The following is a 17,166-nucleotide window of genomic DNA, read 5'->3' on the forward strand; positions in this document are numbered from 1 at the left end:
TAGACGACTTTAGCGGTTTGATAAGTTATGATGTTTCTTGATAACAGGATATTAATAAGTCCTTATTATCGTTGAACATATTTTTTCTTCAATGACATCTAAATATCTAAGAAGGTAAATATTATGAAATCACTTAACAAAGTAATCCTATTCGCTTCATTGTTAGCAATTGGCACAGGTATAACAAGTATTCCTGCGGTTACCGGAACAGTTCAGGCAGCTTCGAATACTTCAACATTTAAAAATAAAACTCCGGACGGATTCTATTATCGTGTCGGTAAGAATGAACTAGTCAAAGCCAGCGATATTAAAATTGTAACTAAAAATGATCAGTCCGATGCAGATATGATTGAAACGGATACGCCCAACGATTTTCGTCTAGTGGTTACTACCCCCAAAACATCCGTATATAATCTCAAAGGCAAAAAATTAACCAAGCATCTGTCAGAAGGAACGGTCTACTCTATTGGCAATCAAGATGAATTCACCCAAATCACTTATTACAAATCCTCAAAAGATAAAATCGTTCAAGTAAACGACAGCACTTGGCTTTAATAAGATTAGCTAGTACCGATAAAACTTGGTCGGCTTCTGAGCATTAACCCAAAGAGACACTGCAAACCAGAATTGGATTGCAGTGTCTCTTTGGGTTCAACGAAAAAAGTAACGTTTTGTCATTACAAATCTAGAACTAATTATTTAAATAACCAGAAGTATTCGTTTTATTGTCCCCGTCAAAAAAAACTAGTTGGAAGAGCTGAGAGTATTCAGTTGCAGCGAAAGTGGCGTTATTGCTTTAGCAATTACACCACCGGACGTGTTGAAGACTCGCGGTTTTTGCGAGGCTTCAACCGAGGTCCGAGACCGCACTTTGGCTCGGGCCGTTCCGCGCAGCAGTTGAATACTCTCAGATCTGGAAACGGCATACTTAACTAAACTTTCAACCTTTAGCTTTCTAAAAATTAATCAATTTATAAGCAACCAAATTACAATTTTTTTAGAAAAATTTAATCGACTTATTTGCTCAAAATCTACAGTACGTATACAAATTCTGACCGTCAAATCTTTATAATTTAATCTTGTAATAATTTTATTAAAGGAGTTTCATTTTATGAAATATGTTCAAAAAGGTTTACTTGTAGCATCCCTTCTTGCTGTTGGAGCTAGCACTAGTAGCACGCTGACCACTACAGTAGTCCAAGCTCAAGATACTCGCATCAACACCGGTTTATCTGCTATCGGCGATGCAACAATCAAAATCACTTCGGTTCATGCACAGTTGTATGATCAAAATGGTCAGGCTATTTCTCGAACACTTAACTTTGATACTGAATGGAAAGCGGACTATCAAAATACCCTTGATAGTGGCGTTTACTATCGTGTTGCTACAAATGAATTTGTTAAAGCAGCCGATGTCCAAATCATTATCAATACGCCTGGAATCGCTGAAAATAATGATCAAGCTATGGGACAAATTCTTTTACGAGATCACACGGTAACAGTGGCCGCGGATACAGCCCAACTTTATGACATGAATGGTAACCCCATGACACGGGCCTTACCAAAGGATTCGGTTTGGAAAGTTGGAATTCAAAATAACCTCCCAAGTGGAACCTTCTACAGCATTTCAACTAACGAATTCGTCAAAGCCAACGATGTTTATCTTTTCAAGAATAGTCAACCAGTAGCGCAAAATGTTAATAAAGTGACCGTTAATACTGCTGGTCCAGCACAAGTTTACGATCAAACTGGTCAACCAATTGCTGGTTACGCATTAGGCCCTGCAACAGCTTGGATCACTGATAATTTTATTGTTATCGACAAAGTAGGCTATTATCGCGTCGCAAATAACGAATATGTTTGTATTACTGACGTTACGACTAACTAAAAAGTCCTAATTATAGTCTTTCAAAAAATAAAGTTTAGTTATGAGTGCCGTCTCCAGAGCTGAGAATATTAACCTGCTATGCGGACCGGACCGAGCCTGAAGAGCGGTCTCAATCCTCGGTTTGAAGCCTTACCATAAACCGGTAAGTCTCCAAACTCGCCCGGTGGTGTAACAGTAAAGTCCTAACGCCACACCCACAGCCGGTTAATACTCTCAGCTCTTCCGACTAATTTGGATAAAATATTTAAATAGTCAAATTATCTATAGATGAACCAAATTAGGATTTATTATGTTACATGTCTGTTTATGTAATTGGTGATAAGAACAAAGAAGTTGTTTTTACACTTGGAGTTGCGCAAAACCCCAAGTGAAGAACAGCTTCTTTTTTATGACCCTTATTTGCATATTGATACACCCGTAAAATTTTACATTTATAACCAATGTTGAAAGGTAAAAATTAATATAAGCGCTGTTGTTACAGGCCTCGAGCTAATTTATTTAAACAATTAAGGGTTTTCGCTTTATTATTCCCTTCCATCAACAAAACAAACTAGCTGGAATACTCTCGACTCTGGAAACCGCACAATTAATTATCACTTTACATAGCTCTTCATAATAATTTTAATATAGCCAAACTCGCAAAATTGAAATCAACTGATAAATAGGGTAACTTATAATGTAGCAAAGGAGAGTCACCATGACCCAAGAAGAAAACACGTCATTATTAGTAGATTTGGCTCAAGATTATTATTTAAAGCATTTGAACTTGGGTGACATCTCGAAAAAATACAATATTAGTCGCTATAAAATATCAAAATATTTGTCAGAAGCAATCGACAAAAAAATAGTTACTATAAATATTAGTTCCCCCTTTTCACGAAGTTCTGACTTGGAAAGTAAACTCCGCCTGAATTTTCCGCATCATAATTTTTACGTTTTGAAAAATACTGAAGATATTGCTCACGAAAACGATCGATTTTATTCCTTCGCTGCCAAGTATCTCCAAGATTTAATTGATGGTAAGAAAACAATTGGTTTAACTTGGGGCGATACTATTTATCACGTAATCGATTCATTTCAAACTACCGCCAGAGATAACGTAGTCTTCACGCAATTCATCGGTGAGAACGGTAAGCGTAACTCATTATCAGGTACAACGCCCTTAGTTCAAAAAGCTGCCTCCCGCTACAACGGTAAATATAGGACTATTGAAGCACCACTTTACATTCTCAGCTCAGATGTCAGAAATCTATTGGCACAAGAGCCGGCCATCCAACCGACACTTACTGCAGCCCAAGGGCTTGATTTAATTTTCACTAGCGTTGGTACTCTGGATTCTGTTAACAGCATTGGGGCCTGGAATAATAGTCGAGAAATACTCTTTCCAAATGTTGCTCCTGATAAAGTTGCAGCCATGGCTTATGGTCGTCCAATTGATAAATCAGGTAAGTTATTGGTTGATGAGGATAATGATAAAGTTTTTGGATTAAGTCTTAAGAAAATTTTGACAATTCCAAATCGTGTAACAATCGTCAATGACAAGTTCAAATCTTCAGCACTATGCGCAACATTAAAGGGAAACTATTTCACTGACATAATTTTAAACGAACCCACTGCAAACAAATTGTTAGCTGAATTATGATTTACAATTAATAATAAGAAAAAAAGGCTGCCTATTCACTTTCATTTCAAGTGGAAGACAGCCTCTTTTTTGACTCTAAAATGTAGATATTTAATTTACTTAAGTTCTTTTGGAGATTTAAAACACATCAAATCATATGTTCTGCGATTCTACTGCATAAATGTACGTCCAATTCAGTAAATCCATTCTATTTTTCTATACTTTTACCGCCATAAATTCGACTCGCAATATACCCTACAACTAATCCAATCAGCGAGGGAACCACCCAACCAAGGCTCATTTCGGCCAGTGGCAAGTGACTGTTCCAAACTAAAATCTGCTGAACAAAACCATTAGTTTGCAAATTCTTTGGTAAGGCTTCAATTCCGGCAAATAACGCTGGAATAATTGTAAATAACGTTGCTAACCCAAAAATCCACTTTGAATCACCTAGTAAAGGTGTCAAAACTGCAATGATAATCAATACCATCGCTAGTGGATATAAGAACATTAAAACTGGCGTTGAATAATTGATCAGGCGTGTCAATCCAATATTGGCAACTAAAAATGACACAATCCCTGCCACAATCAAGACAACTAGATAGTTGAATTTCGGAAACATTTCTTTGGCCGTTTCACCAACAGATGAGGTCAACCCAATAGACGTTTTCAAACAAGCAATAATCGCAATCAATGCCAATAGGATACTACCAAATGATCCGAAGTAGTAGTTGAAAACCTGTGCTAAAGTCACCCCTCCATTAGTAGCTAAAGGCAATTTATTCACACTCATCGTTCCTATCAATGCTAAGCAAGCATAAATGATTCCCATTAAAATTACGCAAATAAAACCTGAACGAATAGTATCCTTCGCAATTTGACCTGGGTGCTTCACGCCTAATGACTTAATCGTATCAATCACTACTACCCCAAATGCTAGTGAGGCCAAAGCATCCATCGTATTATAACCTTCAGTAAAACCAGCCAAAACCGGACTCTTTGCATATTGCCCATGCGGAACAGCATGCAAACCACCCATAGGTTTTATCATAGCAGTAACAATCAATATTCCTAACAAAACTAAAAATATCGGAGTCAACCATTTACCAACATAAACCATCAGTTTACTTGGCTTTCTAGCTAACCACAATGTGACGATGAAAAAGACAGCTGAGAATATTAACAAACTGATACTTTGCTTCGACTTATCCACAAAAGGTGCCAATCCCAGTTGAAAAGATATTGTCGCCAACCGTGGAATCGCAAATAAGGGGCCCATAGTTAGATAAAGCAGGATTGTAAAAATGTAGGCGAACGGCCGATTAACTTTGCCGGCAAGATCAAAGACACTGTTGCTTCCAGTCATACCCATACTTGCAACTCCAAGCAGAGGTAATCCGACACCAGTTATCAACAGCCCTATAATTGCATAAATAACGTTACTACCCGCCTGTTGCCCTAAGAAGACCGGGAAAATTAAGTTTCCCGCTCCAAAAAACAATCCAAATAGCATTGATCCTATAAAAAATAAATTTCTCCAAGTTAGTTTTTCATTCATTAATTTCACTCTCTTAATTAAAAGTCCATCTAAATATAATAAGCGAGTCTGGCCGTTAGGACAACTGTTATATTCAAATATATTCTGTCGCCTGCCGCATCAGACCGTCAGTAATGCAGTACCGCTATGAGGACCGGTTCGAGCCTGAGGTACGGTCTCGAATCTCGCCTTTGAGCCGAAAACCGCGTCTCAAAGATCGTCCTGTGGAGTAAGCGCTAAAGCGCCAACTCCACTTTCACAGCGGTCTGCATTACTGACGTTCTGAGGCTAGTGTATTTTAAATTAAAATTGTTCACTTATTATTGATATATCCATTTACTGCTTTAAAATTTCTGATTGATGATATTAAGAATGAAAGGCAAACACAAAACTTATCCACAGCATAAACTTTATTCTTTTCCTTAAATATCTAAAGGTTGAAAGGTGAAAAATTAATCTAACAATTGCTATTACAGGCCTGAAGCTAATTTATTTAAATACTCAGAAATCTTCATTTTATTGTTCCGCCCATAAAAAACTAGTTGGAAGAGCTGAGAGTATTCATTTGCAGCGAAAGTGGCGTTATTGCTTCAGCAATTACACCACCGGGCGCGTTGAAGACTCGCGGGTTTTGCGAGGCTTCAACCGAGGTTCGAGACCGAACTTTGGCTCGAGCCGTTCCGCGCAGCAATTGAATGCTCTCAGCTCTGGAAACGGCATACTTCAATACCAATCAATTAAGACTCTAGCCGGAGGGGACGAGGGATGTTGACCTGCTGTGCAAGTGGAGTTAGGGATTTATCCCTTACTCCACCGACGCATTTTGAGATTCGCGGGCTTTGCGAAGCTCAAAATCGAGGCGCGAGACCTTGGCTCGCACCGGTCGCATAGCGGTCAACATCCCTCGTCCCCTCCGGCGGCATTAAAAAAAGACATCCTCATCGTAAAGAGAATGTCTTAGTATTGCCAAAATATATTTAGGCCAAATATGTATCTTCAACCCATTCGTTTGTAGCAACACGGTAATATGTGTGACCGTTATATGTCTTTGTTTGATCAGTATACCAAGGTGTTTTGTTAGCTAAACCACGGTTTGTAACAGTTGTTGGTGTGCCATCGCTACCAAATGCGAAAAGTTTTACATAGTTTCCATTTGTGTTGTTAACAGTAATAACACTACTTTGAGCACCACCGTTTGTTTCAGCGTTGCCATCATATTGAGTCAGGTTGTATGTTTGAATCAAGTTGTTCAATGATGATGCATAGTTAGGAGCTGTTGCATATCTTCCTTGTAGCCAAGCAGTAGCGTCCTTATATGACTTAGTATTTTCTGTCCATGTACCACTGTAATAACTTGAGTTCCATGAAACACCGTTACGCAACTTATCTCCGTTGTCAGCGAATGATTCATAGTAACTTGGGTACTTTCTAAAGTTGGCATTAATTGTATACCAGCCTTGTGAAGCACTCCATTCAGAAGTTGGCATTGTTACATAGGCACCGTTATAGTCACCCTTAATACCAAACAAGTTATGACCTTGTGTAGCCAAAGTTGAAGTACCCCAGCCACTTTCAAGGATAGCTTGTGCCAACATAACTGAAGTATAAAGGCCATATTGTGAAGCAGCCTTTTGAGCCATTGGAACAGCTGAACTCAAGAATGCTTGTTGTTGTGCCGTTGTTGCCCCTGTAGCAGCTTGAATAACTGCGGTTGTATTTAGTGCGTTATTTAGTGATTCACTGGCAGCTTGAACAGTGGCTGAAGTAGCAACTGTTGTATCAGCTTTTTGGGCTGAGCCGGCAATGACATTTGAACTATTATCTTGTGATTTATTATTTACTTGTTCGGTACTTGTTTGTGCTGCAGTAGAGTCTGCATCATTTGTTGTTGCAGCAGACACGATTGAAGGTGTCGCAGTTGCAGCTAATGTGCCAAGTACTAATGCACTAGTTAGTAGATTTTTTTTAGACATAGAATGGTTTCCCCTTAATAAATAATCTAGTTATAGACTACTATTTAAAAAAAGTAGTTTCAACAAAACCTGGAATTTGTAACAAGAATTAAACATTCGAAAATAAATTGTAATTTTTTGCCACTTGACTTTAAGAATTCCTTAAGAACCTAAAGATTTCTTATAGTTAGTTACGGAAAGAAATCTAAATTTAGTCAAAATTCCAGCAATAATCACAAAAGTATTTCAATGTATAACAAATAAAATAATCGGTAGTTGGAATTATATTGTTATATTATTTGAGAAAATCCCCTTATAGCACGCCATCTAGGCCTTATTGAACGTATTTGTCGCCTCCTTTTATTTTGTGAGTTTTTACACTACCACTAAAATTTTACAATAAAAAAAACCGCCATTCAGCGATTTTCTATAATTTTGAAGTTAACTTAACATCTGGATATTTGTTAGCAAACCAGTTTTCCGCAAATCTATTTTCAAATAAGAATAGTGGCTTGTCATCCAAATCTTTCACTAGCATATTTCTAGTTGAAGACATTGATTGATCCAACTGTTCAGGATCGACCCAACGAGCAATTCTAGAGCCAATAGGTTTCATAACAACATCACAATTATATTCATTTTTCATTCTAAACTGGAATACTTCGAATTGAAGTTGTCCAACTGCACCCAAGATGTAGTCATTAGTTGTATATTTCTTGTAAAGTTGTACTGCACCCTCTTGAACTAGTTGTTGCATACCTTTATGGAATGATTTCTGCTTCATAACATTCTTAGCTTGAACTTCCATAAACATTTCAGGTGTAAATTGTGGCAAATCTTCAAATTGAACTGACTTTTTACCTTCGTAAATTGTATCGCCAATTTGGAAATTACCAGTATCATATAAACCTACAATATCACCGGCAACGGCTGACTTAACAGTTTCTCTTTGGTCAGACATAAATTCAGTCGCATTGTTCAAACGCATAACCTTACCAGTTCTTTGCAATGTTACATCCATACCTCGAACAAATTCACCGGAACAGATTCTGACAAAAGCAATTCTATCACGATGATTTGGATTCATATTAGCTTGAATTTTGAAGACAAAGGCAGAGAATTCTGGATCATCTGGTTTAACAATATCAGTGCCATCTTTTTCCATATGTTCAGCAGGAGCTGGCGCCATATCTAGGAAGGTATTCAAGAAGGTTTCAACACCAAAGTTTGTCAAAGCTGAGCCGAAGAAAACTGGAGTTTGATTACCGGCCTGAACCTTCGCCAAGTCAAACTTATTACCAGCTTCTTTGATCAAATCAACTTCACCAAGAGCTTGTTCGTAAACGCCCTCTTCTTCGATCGGATTGTGTTCAGCCAATTGACCATCGTCGTTTAATGACAAGAAACGGTCATCGCCATCTTTTCGATAAAGTTCCAAACGGTTATTACTGATATCATAGAGACCCTTCAGTTCCTTACCCATACCGATAGGCCAATTCATTGCGCAACCTTCGATATTAAGTAATTCTTCAAGTTCAGCTATCAAGTCAAGTGGATCACGTCCATCACGATCCAATTTATTCATGAATGTAAAGATTGGAATGCCACGTTTTTTAACAACTTTAAATAATTTCTTAGTCTGAGGTTCGATACCTTTAGCAGAATCAATAACCATGACCGCTGCATCAACAGCCATCAAAGTCCGATAAGTATCTTCAGAGAAATCCTCGTGTCCTGGGGTATCCAAAATATTGATATCCTTGTCGTGATAATGAAACTGCATTACAGAACTGGTAACAGAAATACCACGTTTCTTTTCAATTTCCATCCAATCACTAGTTGCAAATTGACCAGATTTTTTAGCTTTAACGGTACCGGCAGAACGAATTACACCACCGAAATAAAGCATTTGTTCTGTAATAGTTGTTTTACCAGCATCCGGGTGAGAGATGATAGCAAAGGTTCTTCGTTTGTTAACTTCTTGTTCTAATTGTTTTTGATCCATATTAATTTATTGAAGTTCCTTTCTTTTTTGGTTGTCATAAATTTAAGGATTTTTTGTTATTGGGATATGCCGCCGGAGGGAGCCAGAAAATTAAGCCTGCTGTGAGGACCGGTCTGAGCCATAGTACGGTCTCAGACCTCGATTTTGAGCTTCGCAAAGTACGCGAATCTCAAAACTCGTCCTGTGGTGTAATGGCTAAAGCCATAACGCCACCTTCACTGCTGGCTCAATTTCTGGCTCCCTCCGGCTAGTTTTAAGTTTCCTACTGGATTATACACAATAGTCAAAGGTTTCTTGCATGTAGCTTACATGACAAATCCACATCATATTTTAACGTATTGCATTCATTACACGAATTAATGAATGTTAATAACACCATTCATCTATTATATTATAGAAAACATTATTAAAGGCGATTAATATTTATAACTAAAGGTTGAAAGGTGAAAAATCAATCTAACCATTGTTATTACAGCTTAGAGTTAATTTATTTAAATAATCAGAAATCTTAATTCCGTTACCAACATTAAAAAACTAGTTGGAAGAGCTGAGAGTATTCATTTTGCAGCGAAAGTGGCGTTAGTGCTTTAAATTACATCACCGGTCTGGAAACGGCATACTTAACTAAACTTTCATCCTTCAGTTTATAATCTAAATCAACACAAAATACATTACGGAGGTGTCGAGTGATGGAGACCTGCTGTGCAAGTGGAGTTAGGGATTTATCCCTTACTCCACCGACGTATTTTGAGATTCGCGGTCTTTGCGAAGCTCAAAATCGAGGCGCGAGACCTTGGCTCGCACCAGTCGCATAGCGGGCTCCATCACTCGACACCTCCGGCGGCCTCCATCATAAAAAAAAGAAATACTGTTAGTATTTCTCTTTATACATGTTAGTAGTAACATTCTTCAATTTGCTGTCAGGTACTGTCACGATAACATTTTCAATTCTCGAACCATTCAATTCACCTGACGTAATAACCGTACCATCACTTAATTCAAATGATTGAGGATGTTTAGCATCTGGAATTTCACCCAGATTCATTATTAAATATCCCGCAATCGTATCAACATAATCAACGTGGATCTCTTCTTCAAAGAGTTCATCGAAATCTTCAATTGTCATTAAACCGACAACTGAAAATTTGTTGGCTCCGAGTCTTTGGAAATTCTTCGTTACGGGATCGTATTCATCATCAATTTCACCAACAATTTCTTCAAGAATATCTTCAATTGTTGCCAAACCGACGATTCCACCATACTCATCAACGACCATGGCAATTTGTGTCTGGGTACTTCGCATTTTCAAAAGTAAACTATCAATGTTAGTAGCTTCCGGAACAAACAACGGATCTTTCATAATTGACTTCAAATTAATATTGTCAAAACCGACCTCACGAGAACGCTTCAACAAATCTTTAATATGGATAATACCTATCACATTATCCTTGTCGCCACCATAAACAGGAATTCTTGAATATGGCTGACTTAGAATAGAATCGATATTCTTATCGACTGAATCATTGATATCCAACATGAAAGTATCGGTTCTTGGAACCATAATTTCACGAGCGGTCTTATCACCAAATCGGATAATTCCTTGTAACATCTGATACTCATCAGAATTGATAGTCCCGGTATTACGAGACTTTTTCAGCGTTGCAATCATTTCATTTCTAGTAATCGGTTCGTCTTTTTTACTGAAATCAATTGGTGTGATTTTCATCAACACATCGATAGTTGAATCTAGTAACCAGACAAAAGGCTTCAAGATTCAGCCGAACAAACTGATCATTGGTTGCGTGAAACTTGCCACCTCATATGGCCGTTGTAACGCTATCCTCTTCGGATACAATTCCCCTAAAACTAAAGTAATAAACGATAAAATCACCGTTATAATTACTATTGAAACTTCCCGGCTACCAGGAAAATCTCCTATAATACCTTCCATCCAAACACTCAATGTCGTAGCGGCACTAGCAGATGATAAAAATCCTGCTAAAGTAATTGCCACTTGAATCGTTGACAGAAATTTATTTGGTTCGTTGATCATTTGAAGAATTTTCTTAGCTCCACGGCTATGTTTAGCCTTTTCCTCAACGGACGTCTTATTAACAGAAACAATCGCCATCTCGCCTGCTGCAAAAAAAGCATTTAATATTGTCAAAACAATTATTAAAATCAGCTGCCCGGAAAGCGACGCTCCAGAAGAGTCACCACTCATTTAACTCGCACTCTCTTTCATATGTAAACTTAAATACCTAACTGGTTTGTTAACTCCAGAAACGAGTATTTCCAACTGCAATAAAAACGATTCACTGCACGTGGAAATATTCGTTTCTTCTGGATAATTTCAACTTTTCAAAGTAAATCCAAAACTAACAATTCTTGAGTTAAGTATAAACAAAACAATTATAACAGGTGTTCAAACATTCAACAATAAGTGTTAGATGTTTATACTGAATAAAACAGGCTTATATTTATCTCTATCATTGGTTTCTCAATCTCAAATAGATTACGTTTAGCTTTCAGCTTAATCGATGAAAACTGTCATAGACTTATGGCTTTTCATTTTTTTCATATAGTACTGGCTCATGGTTAGTTTTGATTTTTAAGGCCCTGAGGATTTCAAACTTCAGTTCTATTTTATTATCCCAGTCATTAATCCCATCAATCTTAAATTACGACATATTTTCAACTCTGATATAACTAAGAGTAAAAAAAACAATAAATAAACTTGAATCTGGTTATATATCATCAACATACATACATCGAATCTTCTCGTCATTAATGATAGAATAGACCTATCAGTATATAGGGAGTATCTTAATATGTCTAACAAAAAAATTGCTGTGATCTACCTGTTCTTTTTCATCATCCCTTACATTCTCTGTTTATCAATCATCGGAGTCTCGTACAACTCCTTGGTTTTGCACGCTTTAACGTGGAGAATTGTGGTCGGTGGTGTTGTTGGAGCTTTTGGAATGTTTGCAGTCAAGGTTATCGCCCAGCGTCCTGTGTTGATCATGTATCGTAGTTCGACTGGAAAATTGTTAAAAGATTTACTTAATTTCTTTATTTTGGAAAGAAGTAGATTGGTAATCGGCGCCAATTTGGTTGTTGATTTCTTCTTTTCAGTTGCCAGCATTTATTTAGTTGCTAAATTTATGCCATTAACAATTATCTTAGGCAGAACCTTAGGTTGGTTAGTACTGATCCTAGTAATATCACTAACTTTGGCATCATATCTTGAATTTGAATCCTTATCGATTTATACCGAAAAGAAAAAATAACACTTGACTTATTTAATTAGTCATTGTAAATTTGAAACAACTTAATTGCAGGAGGAATCGGACATGTTGAATTTTAATCAAAAACAAGTTGAATCATGTTGTTGTGTAGTAATGGAAAAACATTACTATACTTTTTCAACATGCCTAATACCACTCAATTGATAATCAAGTAGTGAAAACTAAAATTATCAAGCGGAGTTGACATTAGTCAGCTCCGCTTTTTTGTGTTCTTAGCTGCTTAGAAAGGAGTTACTTGTGGAACATATCAAAATTGGAATCTTAAATTTAATGCAGAACAAAACCGAAACTATGGACAATTTCCAAACTATTCTAGGCAATCAAGTAGAATTAAAATTCTACTACTCTGCTACCCGTTACGTCGACCGAAGTCTTAATTCTAAGGTCACTTCGCAGATGTCCCCACTAGATTTAAACGATATCCCAAACTTGGATGGATTTATTATTACGGGAAGTCCCGTTGAAAAATTAGATTTTCCTCAAGTTTCATACTTTGATGAAATCAATGAATTGATCGATTTACTCGACCAATTAAACATCCCCCAGCTCTATGTCTGTTGGGGCGCCATGGCTGCCCTTAATCGTTTATATGACATCGACAAAAAAATTCTGCCACACAAGACATTCGGTATTTTTCAAAATCAAATCTTAACCGATTCAGACTTATTAAAAAATGTTTCTGACAATTTCCCATCACCTCACGCACGTTATGCTGAAATGAGTCACGAACAACTGAACAATGAACCAAATTTAAAAATTTCTGCTGTCAGTCAGAACGGTCTGCTGACTTTGGTTGAATCAACAAATATGAAACATCAAACCTTTCTCTTCTCACATTTGGAATATCAGCGTGACGGTCTGGACAAAGAATATCACCGTGAACTCAATAGTTCCAAAGTCATTGACCCATTGCCTGCTAGCAATTACTATTCTCCACTTGATCATCAACCAACATTTGCTTGGCAACAGACACAATCACAATTCTACAATAACTGGTTAAAAACCGTTACATCACACAAACTAACTACATGTTAAGGAGTATTTTATTATGACAAAAATTGTACAAAATATTACTGAATTAATTGGTGACACACCAATCGTTAAATTAAACAACGTCGTACCAGATGATGCAGCTGATGTTTACGTTAAACTTGAATTTTTCAATCCTGGTAGTTCCATTAAGGATCGCATCGCCCTTGCAATGATTGAAGCTGCTGAAAAAGCTGGCAAGATCAAACCTGGTGACACTTTAGTTGAACCAACATCAGGTAATACAGGTATTGGCCTTTCACTTGTTGCTGCTGCCAAAGGTTATCATCTAATAATCACTATGCCTGAAACAATGAGTATCGAGCGTCGCAAGTTGATGCAAGGTTATGGTACCGAGTTAATTTTGACTCCCGGTAAAGGTGGTATGAAGGCTGCAATTCAAAAGGCTACTGATTTAGCTAAAGAAAATGGTTACTTCATGCCTATGCAATTTCAAAATCCAGCTAACCCCGCTATTCATGAGGCTACAACTGGTAAAGAGATAGTTGATGCTTTTGGTGACACAAACGTTGATGCTTTCGTCGCCGGTGTTGGTACTGGTGGAACTCTTTCAGGTGTCAGTCATGCGCTAACTAAGGTCTATCCTGATGTAAAAGTCTACGCTTTGGAAGCTGCGGAATCTCCTCTATTAAAGGAAGGAAAAACTGGAGCTCACAAAATTCAGGGAATTAGTGCTGGTTTCATTCCAGATACGCTAGACAAACAATCTTATTCGGATATTATAGAAGTTACAAGTGATCAAGCTATCAATATGGCACAAGCAGTTAGTCACCAAGAAGGATTTCTACCCGGTATTTCTGCCGGAGCTAATATCTTTGGTGCGATTGAGATTGCTAAGCAGCTTGGCAAAGGTAGAACTGTCGTAACCGTTGCACCAGATAATGGTGAAAGATATCTTTCAACCGATTTATTTAAGTTTTAGGAGACATATTCTTTTTAACCAAACTTATTTTATGCGAAAATAGACAGTGATGATTTTTTAATAGGGGGATTTATTATAATGAAAAAGCGAATTGCTTTAATTTTAACTACAATTGTGGCCTTGGTATTGGTACTAACAGGCTGCTCAAGTAACAAGACTGCCAGTGATACTAAGACATCTGGCACACTAACTATCGGTCTTGAGGGAACTTATGCTCCATATTCATATCGTGATAATGGTCAATTAAAGGGGTTTGAGGTTGACCTTGGTAAAGCTATTGCTAAAAAGCTTGATTTAAAAGCTAAATTTGTTCCAACAAAGTGGGATTCACTAATTGCTGGTTTGAACTCAAACACATTTGATGTCGTTTTGAACAACGTTGCTATCAATCCTGCTCGTGAGAAACACTACATCTTCTCAACACCTTATATTTATTCAAAATCAGTAATCATTACTAAACCAGGTTCTGGTATTAACTCAGTTGATGATATTAAAGGTAAGAAAATTTCTGCCGGTACTGGTACTGACAACTATAATCACGCCGAAAAATTTGGTGCCACTGTAGTTCCTGCAGCTGATTTCCAAACTGACATGTCAATGATCGACCAAGGACGTGTTGCTGGTGCTTTCAACTCTAAAGAAGCTTTCTTATATTGGAAAGAAAGTCACAAGAATACTGATTTGAAATACATTACTATTCCTGACAATAAACTTGCATCATCAAAAATTGCTCCAATCTACAACAAGAAATCAACTCACCTACGTGGCCGTGTTAACAAAGCTATCAAAGAACTTTACAAAGACGGTACAATGAAGAAGCTTTCAATTAAGTACTTCGGTGAAGATATTACTAAAAAATAATTTTTAAACTAATTGAGGGGGTTTAAACTTCATGTGGCACATTATCATTACGTCATTGCCAGAAATGATCTCTGCAATGTTGCAGTTTACCATTCCACTGGCAATCATTTCATTTATATTTGGTTTGATTCTAGCCGTATTAACAGCATTAATTAAATTTATCAAACCGAGTGAAAACAAAGTAATCAGATATCCATGGCTTGTACTTCGTGCAATTGCTAACTTTTATGTTTGGTTATTCCGTTCCACTCCACTGCTAGTTCAATTGTTCATCATTTTCTTTGGTCTTCCAAGTGCTGGCATTCAACTTTCACCATTCATCGCAGCCGTAATAGGCTTCTCCTTGAATACTGGGGCTTACGCTTCAGAAACAATTCGTTCAGCCTTGATGTCAGTTCCACAGGATCAATGGGATGCAGCTTTCACATTGAACTTTACGACTAAACAAACTTTAATGAAGATCGTGCTGCCACAGGCTGTTAGAATCGCCTTACCACCGCTATCCAATTCATTTATTGGCTTAGTTAAAGATACATCGCTAGCCAGTTCCATCACTATTTTGGAAATGTTCCAAGTCAGTCAACAGATTACTGCCAAAAACTTCCAACCACTTTTGATGTACTCATTGGCTGCTTTCTTATATGCTGTCATTTGCTCATTATTGACACTTCTACAACATTATCTAGAACGCAGAACTTCCAAATATGTTAAAGGAAGTGAAGCCTAATGATTTCATTAAAGAATATTGTTAAAAAATATGATGATAAAGAAGTTTTGAAAAACTTATCCGTCGACTTTCCTGAGGGTAAAACAACAGTTATCTTAGGACCTTCTGGCTCCGGTAAATCAACCTTGTTACGTTCGCTTGATCTTTTAGTTAGACCAGAGAGCGGTACAATTAGCTTTTCCGATTTAACACTGGATTATTCCGAACCACTCACAAAGAAGAAAAGTTTTGACATTCGTAAGAAAACTAGCATGGTCTTTCAAAATTGGAACCTCTTCCCTAACCTAACTGTTCTTCAAAATATCACCACTGCTCCAGAAACCGTTTTGAAGGCTCCTAAGAAAGCAACTGAGGATCAAGCTCGTCAATTACTTTCACAAGTTGGTCTCAGCGAATATGCTGACCGTTATCCGAGTCAACTATCAGGTGGTCAACAACAGCGTATTTCAATCTGTCGTGCTTTAGCAATGAATCCTGAGTATATCTTGTTGGATGAACCAACCAGTGCCCTTGATCCTGAGCTAGAAACTCAAGTCTTGTTGATTCTGGAAGAACTTAGCAAGATGGACCAATCAATGATAATCGTGACGCACAACATGCAATTTGCCCGTTCAGTGGCTGATAAAATTGTCTTCGTTGAGAATGGGGACATCCTTTTCGATGGCACACCTGACGATTTCTTTAATCATCCAACAACTAGAATTAAGGACTTTTTATCCGGAATTACATTTGATGATAGTCAGTTGAAGAAATAAACCTCAAAAAGAATCTCGACCAATTAAGGTTCTTTCTTAAAGTTGGTTAAGTGTTTGCCGTCTCCAGGGCTGAGAATATTCACCTGCTATGCGGACCGATTCGAGCCTGAGAAGCGGTCTCGAATCTCGGTTTGAATCCTTGCACAAACCAGCAAGTATCCAAACGCGCCCGGTGGTGTAACAGCTAAAGCTGTAACGCCACACCCACAGCGGGTAAATATTCTCAGCCCTTCCGACTAATTTTATTAGTCAAAATGACTTCTGATGAATTCGGATTTTTAATTATAGATAAATTGAACACAAAACAGAGTTGAATCACACTTAAATAACCAAATAATCAGGTGTGATTCAACTCTGTTTTATTAGTTTTAATATTAAAAATAATTATTGAAATGCTTCTTATAACCAAACTTAAGAAAGAGCCCCGATTAATCGGGGTTCTTTCTTTGTAACTAAAGGTTGAAAGGTAAAAAATTAATCTAACGATTGCTATTACAGGCCTTGAGCTATTCTATTTAAATACTCAGAAATTTTGTT

At 37.4% G+C, this 17,166-nt stretch carries 14 protein-coding genes; 9 read left to right on the plus strand and 5 right to left on the minus strand.

Translation table 11 applies throughout. From position 1 onward, the window contains the following. Positions 1–123: 123 nt before the first annotated feature. The 3 genes from FFM71_RS03185 to FFM71_RS03195 all read left to right on the plus strand — a co-directional run bounded on the left by FFM71_RS03185 (position 124) and on the right by FFM71_RS03195 (position 3,530). Positions 124–555, plus strand: a complete 432-nt coding sequence (locus FFM71_RS03185) for a hypothetical protein (protein WP_137610752.1) — start codon at positions 124–126, stop codon at positions 553–555. A 556-nt stretch (positions 556–1,111) separates the two neighbouring features. Further along, complete coding sequence (locus FFM71_RS03190) at positions 1,112–1,888, plus strand: SLAP domain-containing protein (RefSeq protein ID WP_137610753.1); 777 nt, start codon at positions 1,112–1,114, stop codon at positions 1,886–1,888. Between the two features lie 697 nt (positions 1,889–2,585). Further along, complete coding sequence (locus FFM71_RS03195; RefSeq protein ID WP_137610754.1) at positions 2,586–3,530, plus strand: sugar-binding transcriptional regulator; 945 nt, start codon at positions 2,586–2,588, stop codon at positions 3,528–3,530. Between the two features lie 187 nt (positions 3,531–3,717). Here the strand turns inward: FFM71_RS03195 and brnQ are convergent, their stop codons facing one another. From brnQ to FFM71_RS13590, 5 genes are all read right to left on the minus strand, one after another. Further along, a complete protein-coding gene (gene brnQ / locus FFM71_RS03200) occupies positions 3,718–5,067 on the minus strand; it encodes a branched-chain amino acid transport system II carrier protein (protein ID WP_137610755.1) in 1,350 nt (449 codons plus the stop codon). A 956-nt stretch (positions 5,068–6,023) separates the two neighbouring features. Beyond that, complete coding sequence (locus tag FFM71_RS03205) at positions 6,024–7,019, minus strand: glycoside hydrolase family 73 protein (protein ID WP_137610756.1); 996 nt, start codon at positions 7,017–7,019, stop codon at positions 6,024–6,026. A gap of 406 nt (positions 7,020–7,425) precedes the next feature. After that, positions 7,426–9,003, minus strand: coding sequence for a peptide chain release factor 3 (locus tag FFM71_RS03210; RefSeq protein ID WP_137610757.1), 1,578 nt, complete (start codon positions 9,001–9,003; stop codon positions 7,426–7,428). An 871-nt stretch (positions 9,004–9,874) separates the two neighbouring features. Next, the gene (locus FFM71_RS03215) at positions 9,875–10,774 is read right to left on the minus strand and encodes a hemolysin family protein (RefSeq protein WP_223876467.1); all 900 of its coding nucleotides are present in this window, start codon (positions 10,772–10,774) and stop codon (positions 9,875–9,877) included. 3 nt (positions 10,775–10,777) lie between these two features. Beyond that, on the minus strand, positions 10,778–11,227 hold the full coding sequence (locus tag FFM71_RS13590; protein ID WP_223876468.1) for a CNNM domain-containing protein: 450 nt from the start codon (positions 11,225–11,227) through the stop codon (positions 10,778–10,780). Between the two features lie 607 nt (positions 11,228–11,834). On the opposite strand from FFM71_RS13590, the gene FFM71_RS03220 reads away from it, so the two are divergent. The 6 genes from FFM71_RS03220 to FFM71_RS03245 all read left to right on the plus strand — a co-directional run bounded on the left by FFM71_RS03220 (position 11,835) and on the right by FFM71_RS03245 (position 16,629). Next, entirely contained in the window at positions 11,835–12,296 is a 462-nt protein-coding gene (locus FFM71_RS03220) for a hypothetical protein (RefSeq protein WP_137610758.1), read from the plus strand. Between the two features lie 255 nt (positions 12,297–12,551). Further along, positions 12,552–13,349 carry a homoserine O-acetyltransferase/O-succinyltransferase family protein gene (locus FFM71_RS03225; RefSeq protein WP_137610759.1) on the plus strand — a complete coding sequence of 266 codons (798 nt, stop codon included), beginning with the start codon at positions 12,552–12,554 and terminating at the stop codon, positions 13,347–13,349. Positions 13,350–13,362: 13 nt separating this feature from the next. Beyond that, the gene (gene cysK / locus FFM71_RS03230; RefSeq protein ID WP_137610760.1) at positions 13,363–14,286 is read left to right on the plus strand and encodes a cysteine synthase A; all 924 of its coding nucleotides are present in this window, start codon (positions 13,363–13,365) and stop codon (positions 14,284–14,286) included. Between the two features lie 78 nt (positions 14,287–14,364). After that, positions 14,365–15,147: a transporter substrate-binding domain-containing protein gene (locus tag FFM71_RS03235; protein ID WP_137610761.1), complete on the plus strand. Its 783-nt coding sequence runs from the start codon at positions 14,365–14,367 to the stop codon at positions 15,145–15,147. 31 nt (positions 15,148–15,178) lie between these two features. After that, positions 15,179–15,874: an amino acid ABC transporter permease gene (locus tag FFM71_RS03240; RefSeq protein ID WP_137610762.1), complete on the plus strand. Its 696-nt coding sequence runs from the start codon at positions 15,179–15,181 to the stop codon at positions 15,872–15,874. Continuing rightward, the gene (locus FFM71_RS03245) at positions 15,874–16,629 is read left to right on the plus strand and encodes an amino acid ABC transporter ATP-binding protein (protein WP_137610763.1); all 756 of its coding nucleotides are present in this window, start codon (positions 15,874–15,876) and stop codon (positions 16,627–16,629) included. Before FFM71_RS03240 ends, FFM71_RS03245 begins: the two co-directional genes overlap by 1 nt. The last annotated feature ends 537 nt before the right edge of the window (positions 16,630–17,166 follow it).

It is taken from the genome of Companilactobacillus huachuanensis (assembly GCF_005404815.1).
In the GTDB taxonomy this organism is placed as follows: Bacteria; Bacillota; Bacilli; order Lactobacillales; family Lactobacillaceae; genus Companilactobacillus; species Companilactobacillus huachuanensis.

Bases quoted from the DNA above. Each gene is read 5' to 3' on its own strand.
- FFM71_RS03185 (WP_137610752.1), top strand. From the start codon at position 124: ATGAAATCACTTAACAAAGTAATCCTATTCGCTTCATTGTTAGCAATT.
- FFM71_RS03190 (WP_137610753.1), top strand. From the start codon at position 1,112: ATGAAATATGTTCAAAAAGGTTTACTTGTAGCATCCCTTCTTGCTGTT.
- FFM71_RS03195 (WP_137610754.1), top strand. From the start codon at position 2,586: ATGACCCAAGAAGAAAACACGTCATTATTAGTAGATTTGGCTCAAGAT.
- brnQ (WP_137610755.1), bottom strand. From the start codon at position 5,067: ATGAATGAAAAACTAACTTGGAGAAATTTATTTTTTATAGGATCAATG.
- FFM71_RS03205 (WP_137610756.1), bottom strand. From the start codon at position 7,019: ATGTCTAAAAAAAATCTACTAACTAGTGCATTAGTACTTGGCACATTA.
- FFM71_RS03210 (WP_137610757.1), bottom strand. From the start codon at position 9,003: ATGGATCAAAAACAATTAGAACAAGAAGTTAACAAACGAAGAACCTTT.
- FFM71_RS13590 (WP_223876468.1), bottom strand. From the start codon at position 11,227: ATGAGTGGTGACTCTTCTGGAGCGTCGCTTTCCGGGCAGCTGATTTTA.
- FFM71_RS03220 (WP_137610758.1), top strand. From the start codon at position 11,835: ATGTCTAACAAAAAAATTGCTGTGATCTACCTGTTCTTTTTCATCATC.
- cysK (WP_137610760.1), top strand. From the start codon at position 13,363: ATGACAAAAATTGTACAAAATATTACTGAATTAATTGGTGACACACCA.
- FFM71_RS03235 (WP_137610761.1), top strand. From the start codon at position 14,365: ATGAAAAAGCGAATTGCTTTAATTTTAACTACAATTGTGGCCTTGGTA.
- FFM71_RS03240 (WP_137610762.1), top strand. From the start codon at position 15,179: ATGTGGCACATTATCATTACGTCATTGCCAGAAATGATCTCTGCAATG.
- FFM71_RS03245 (WP_137610763.1), top strand. From the start codon at position 15,874: ATGATTTCATTAAAGAATATTGTTAAAAAATATGATGATAAAGAAGTT.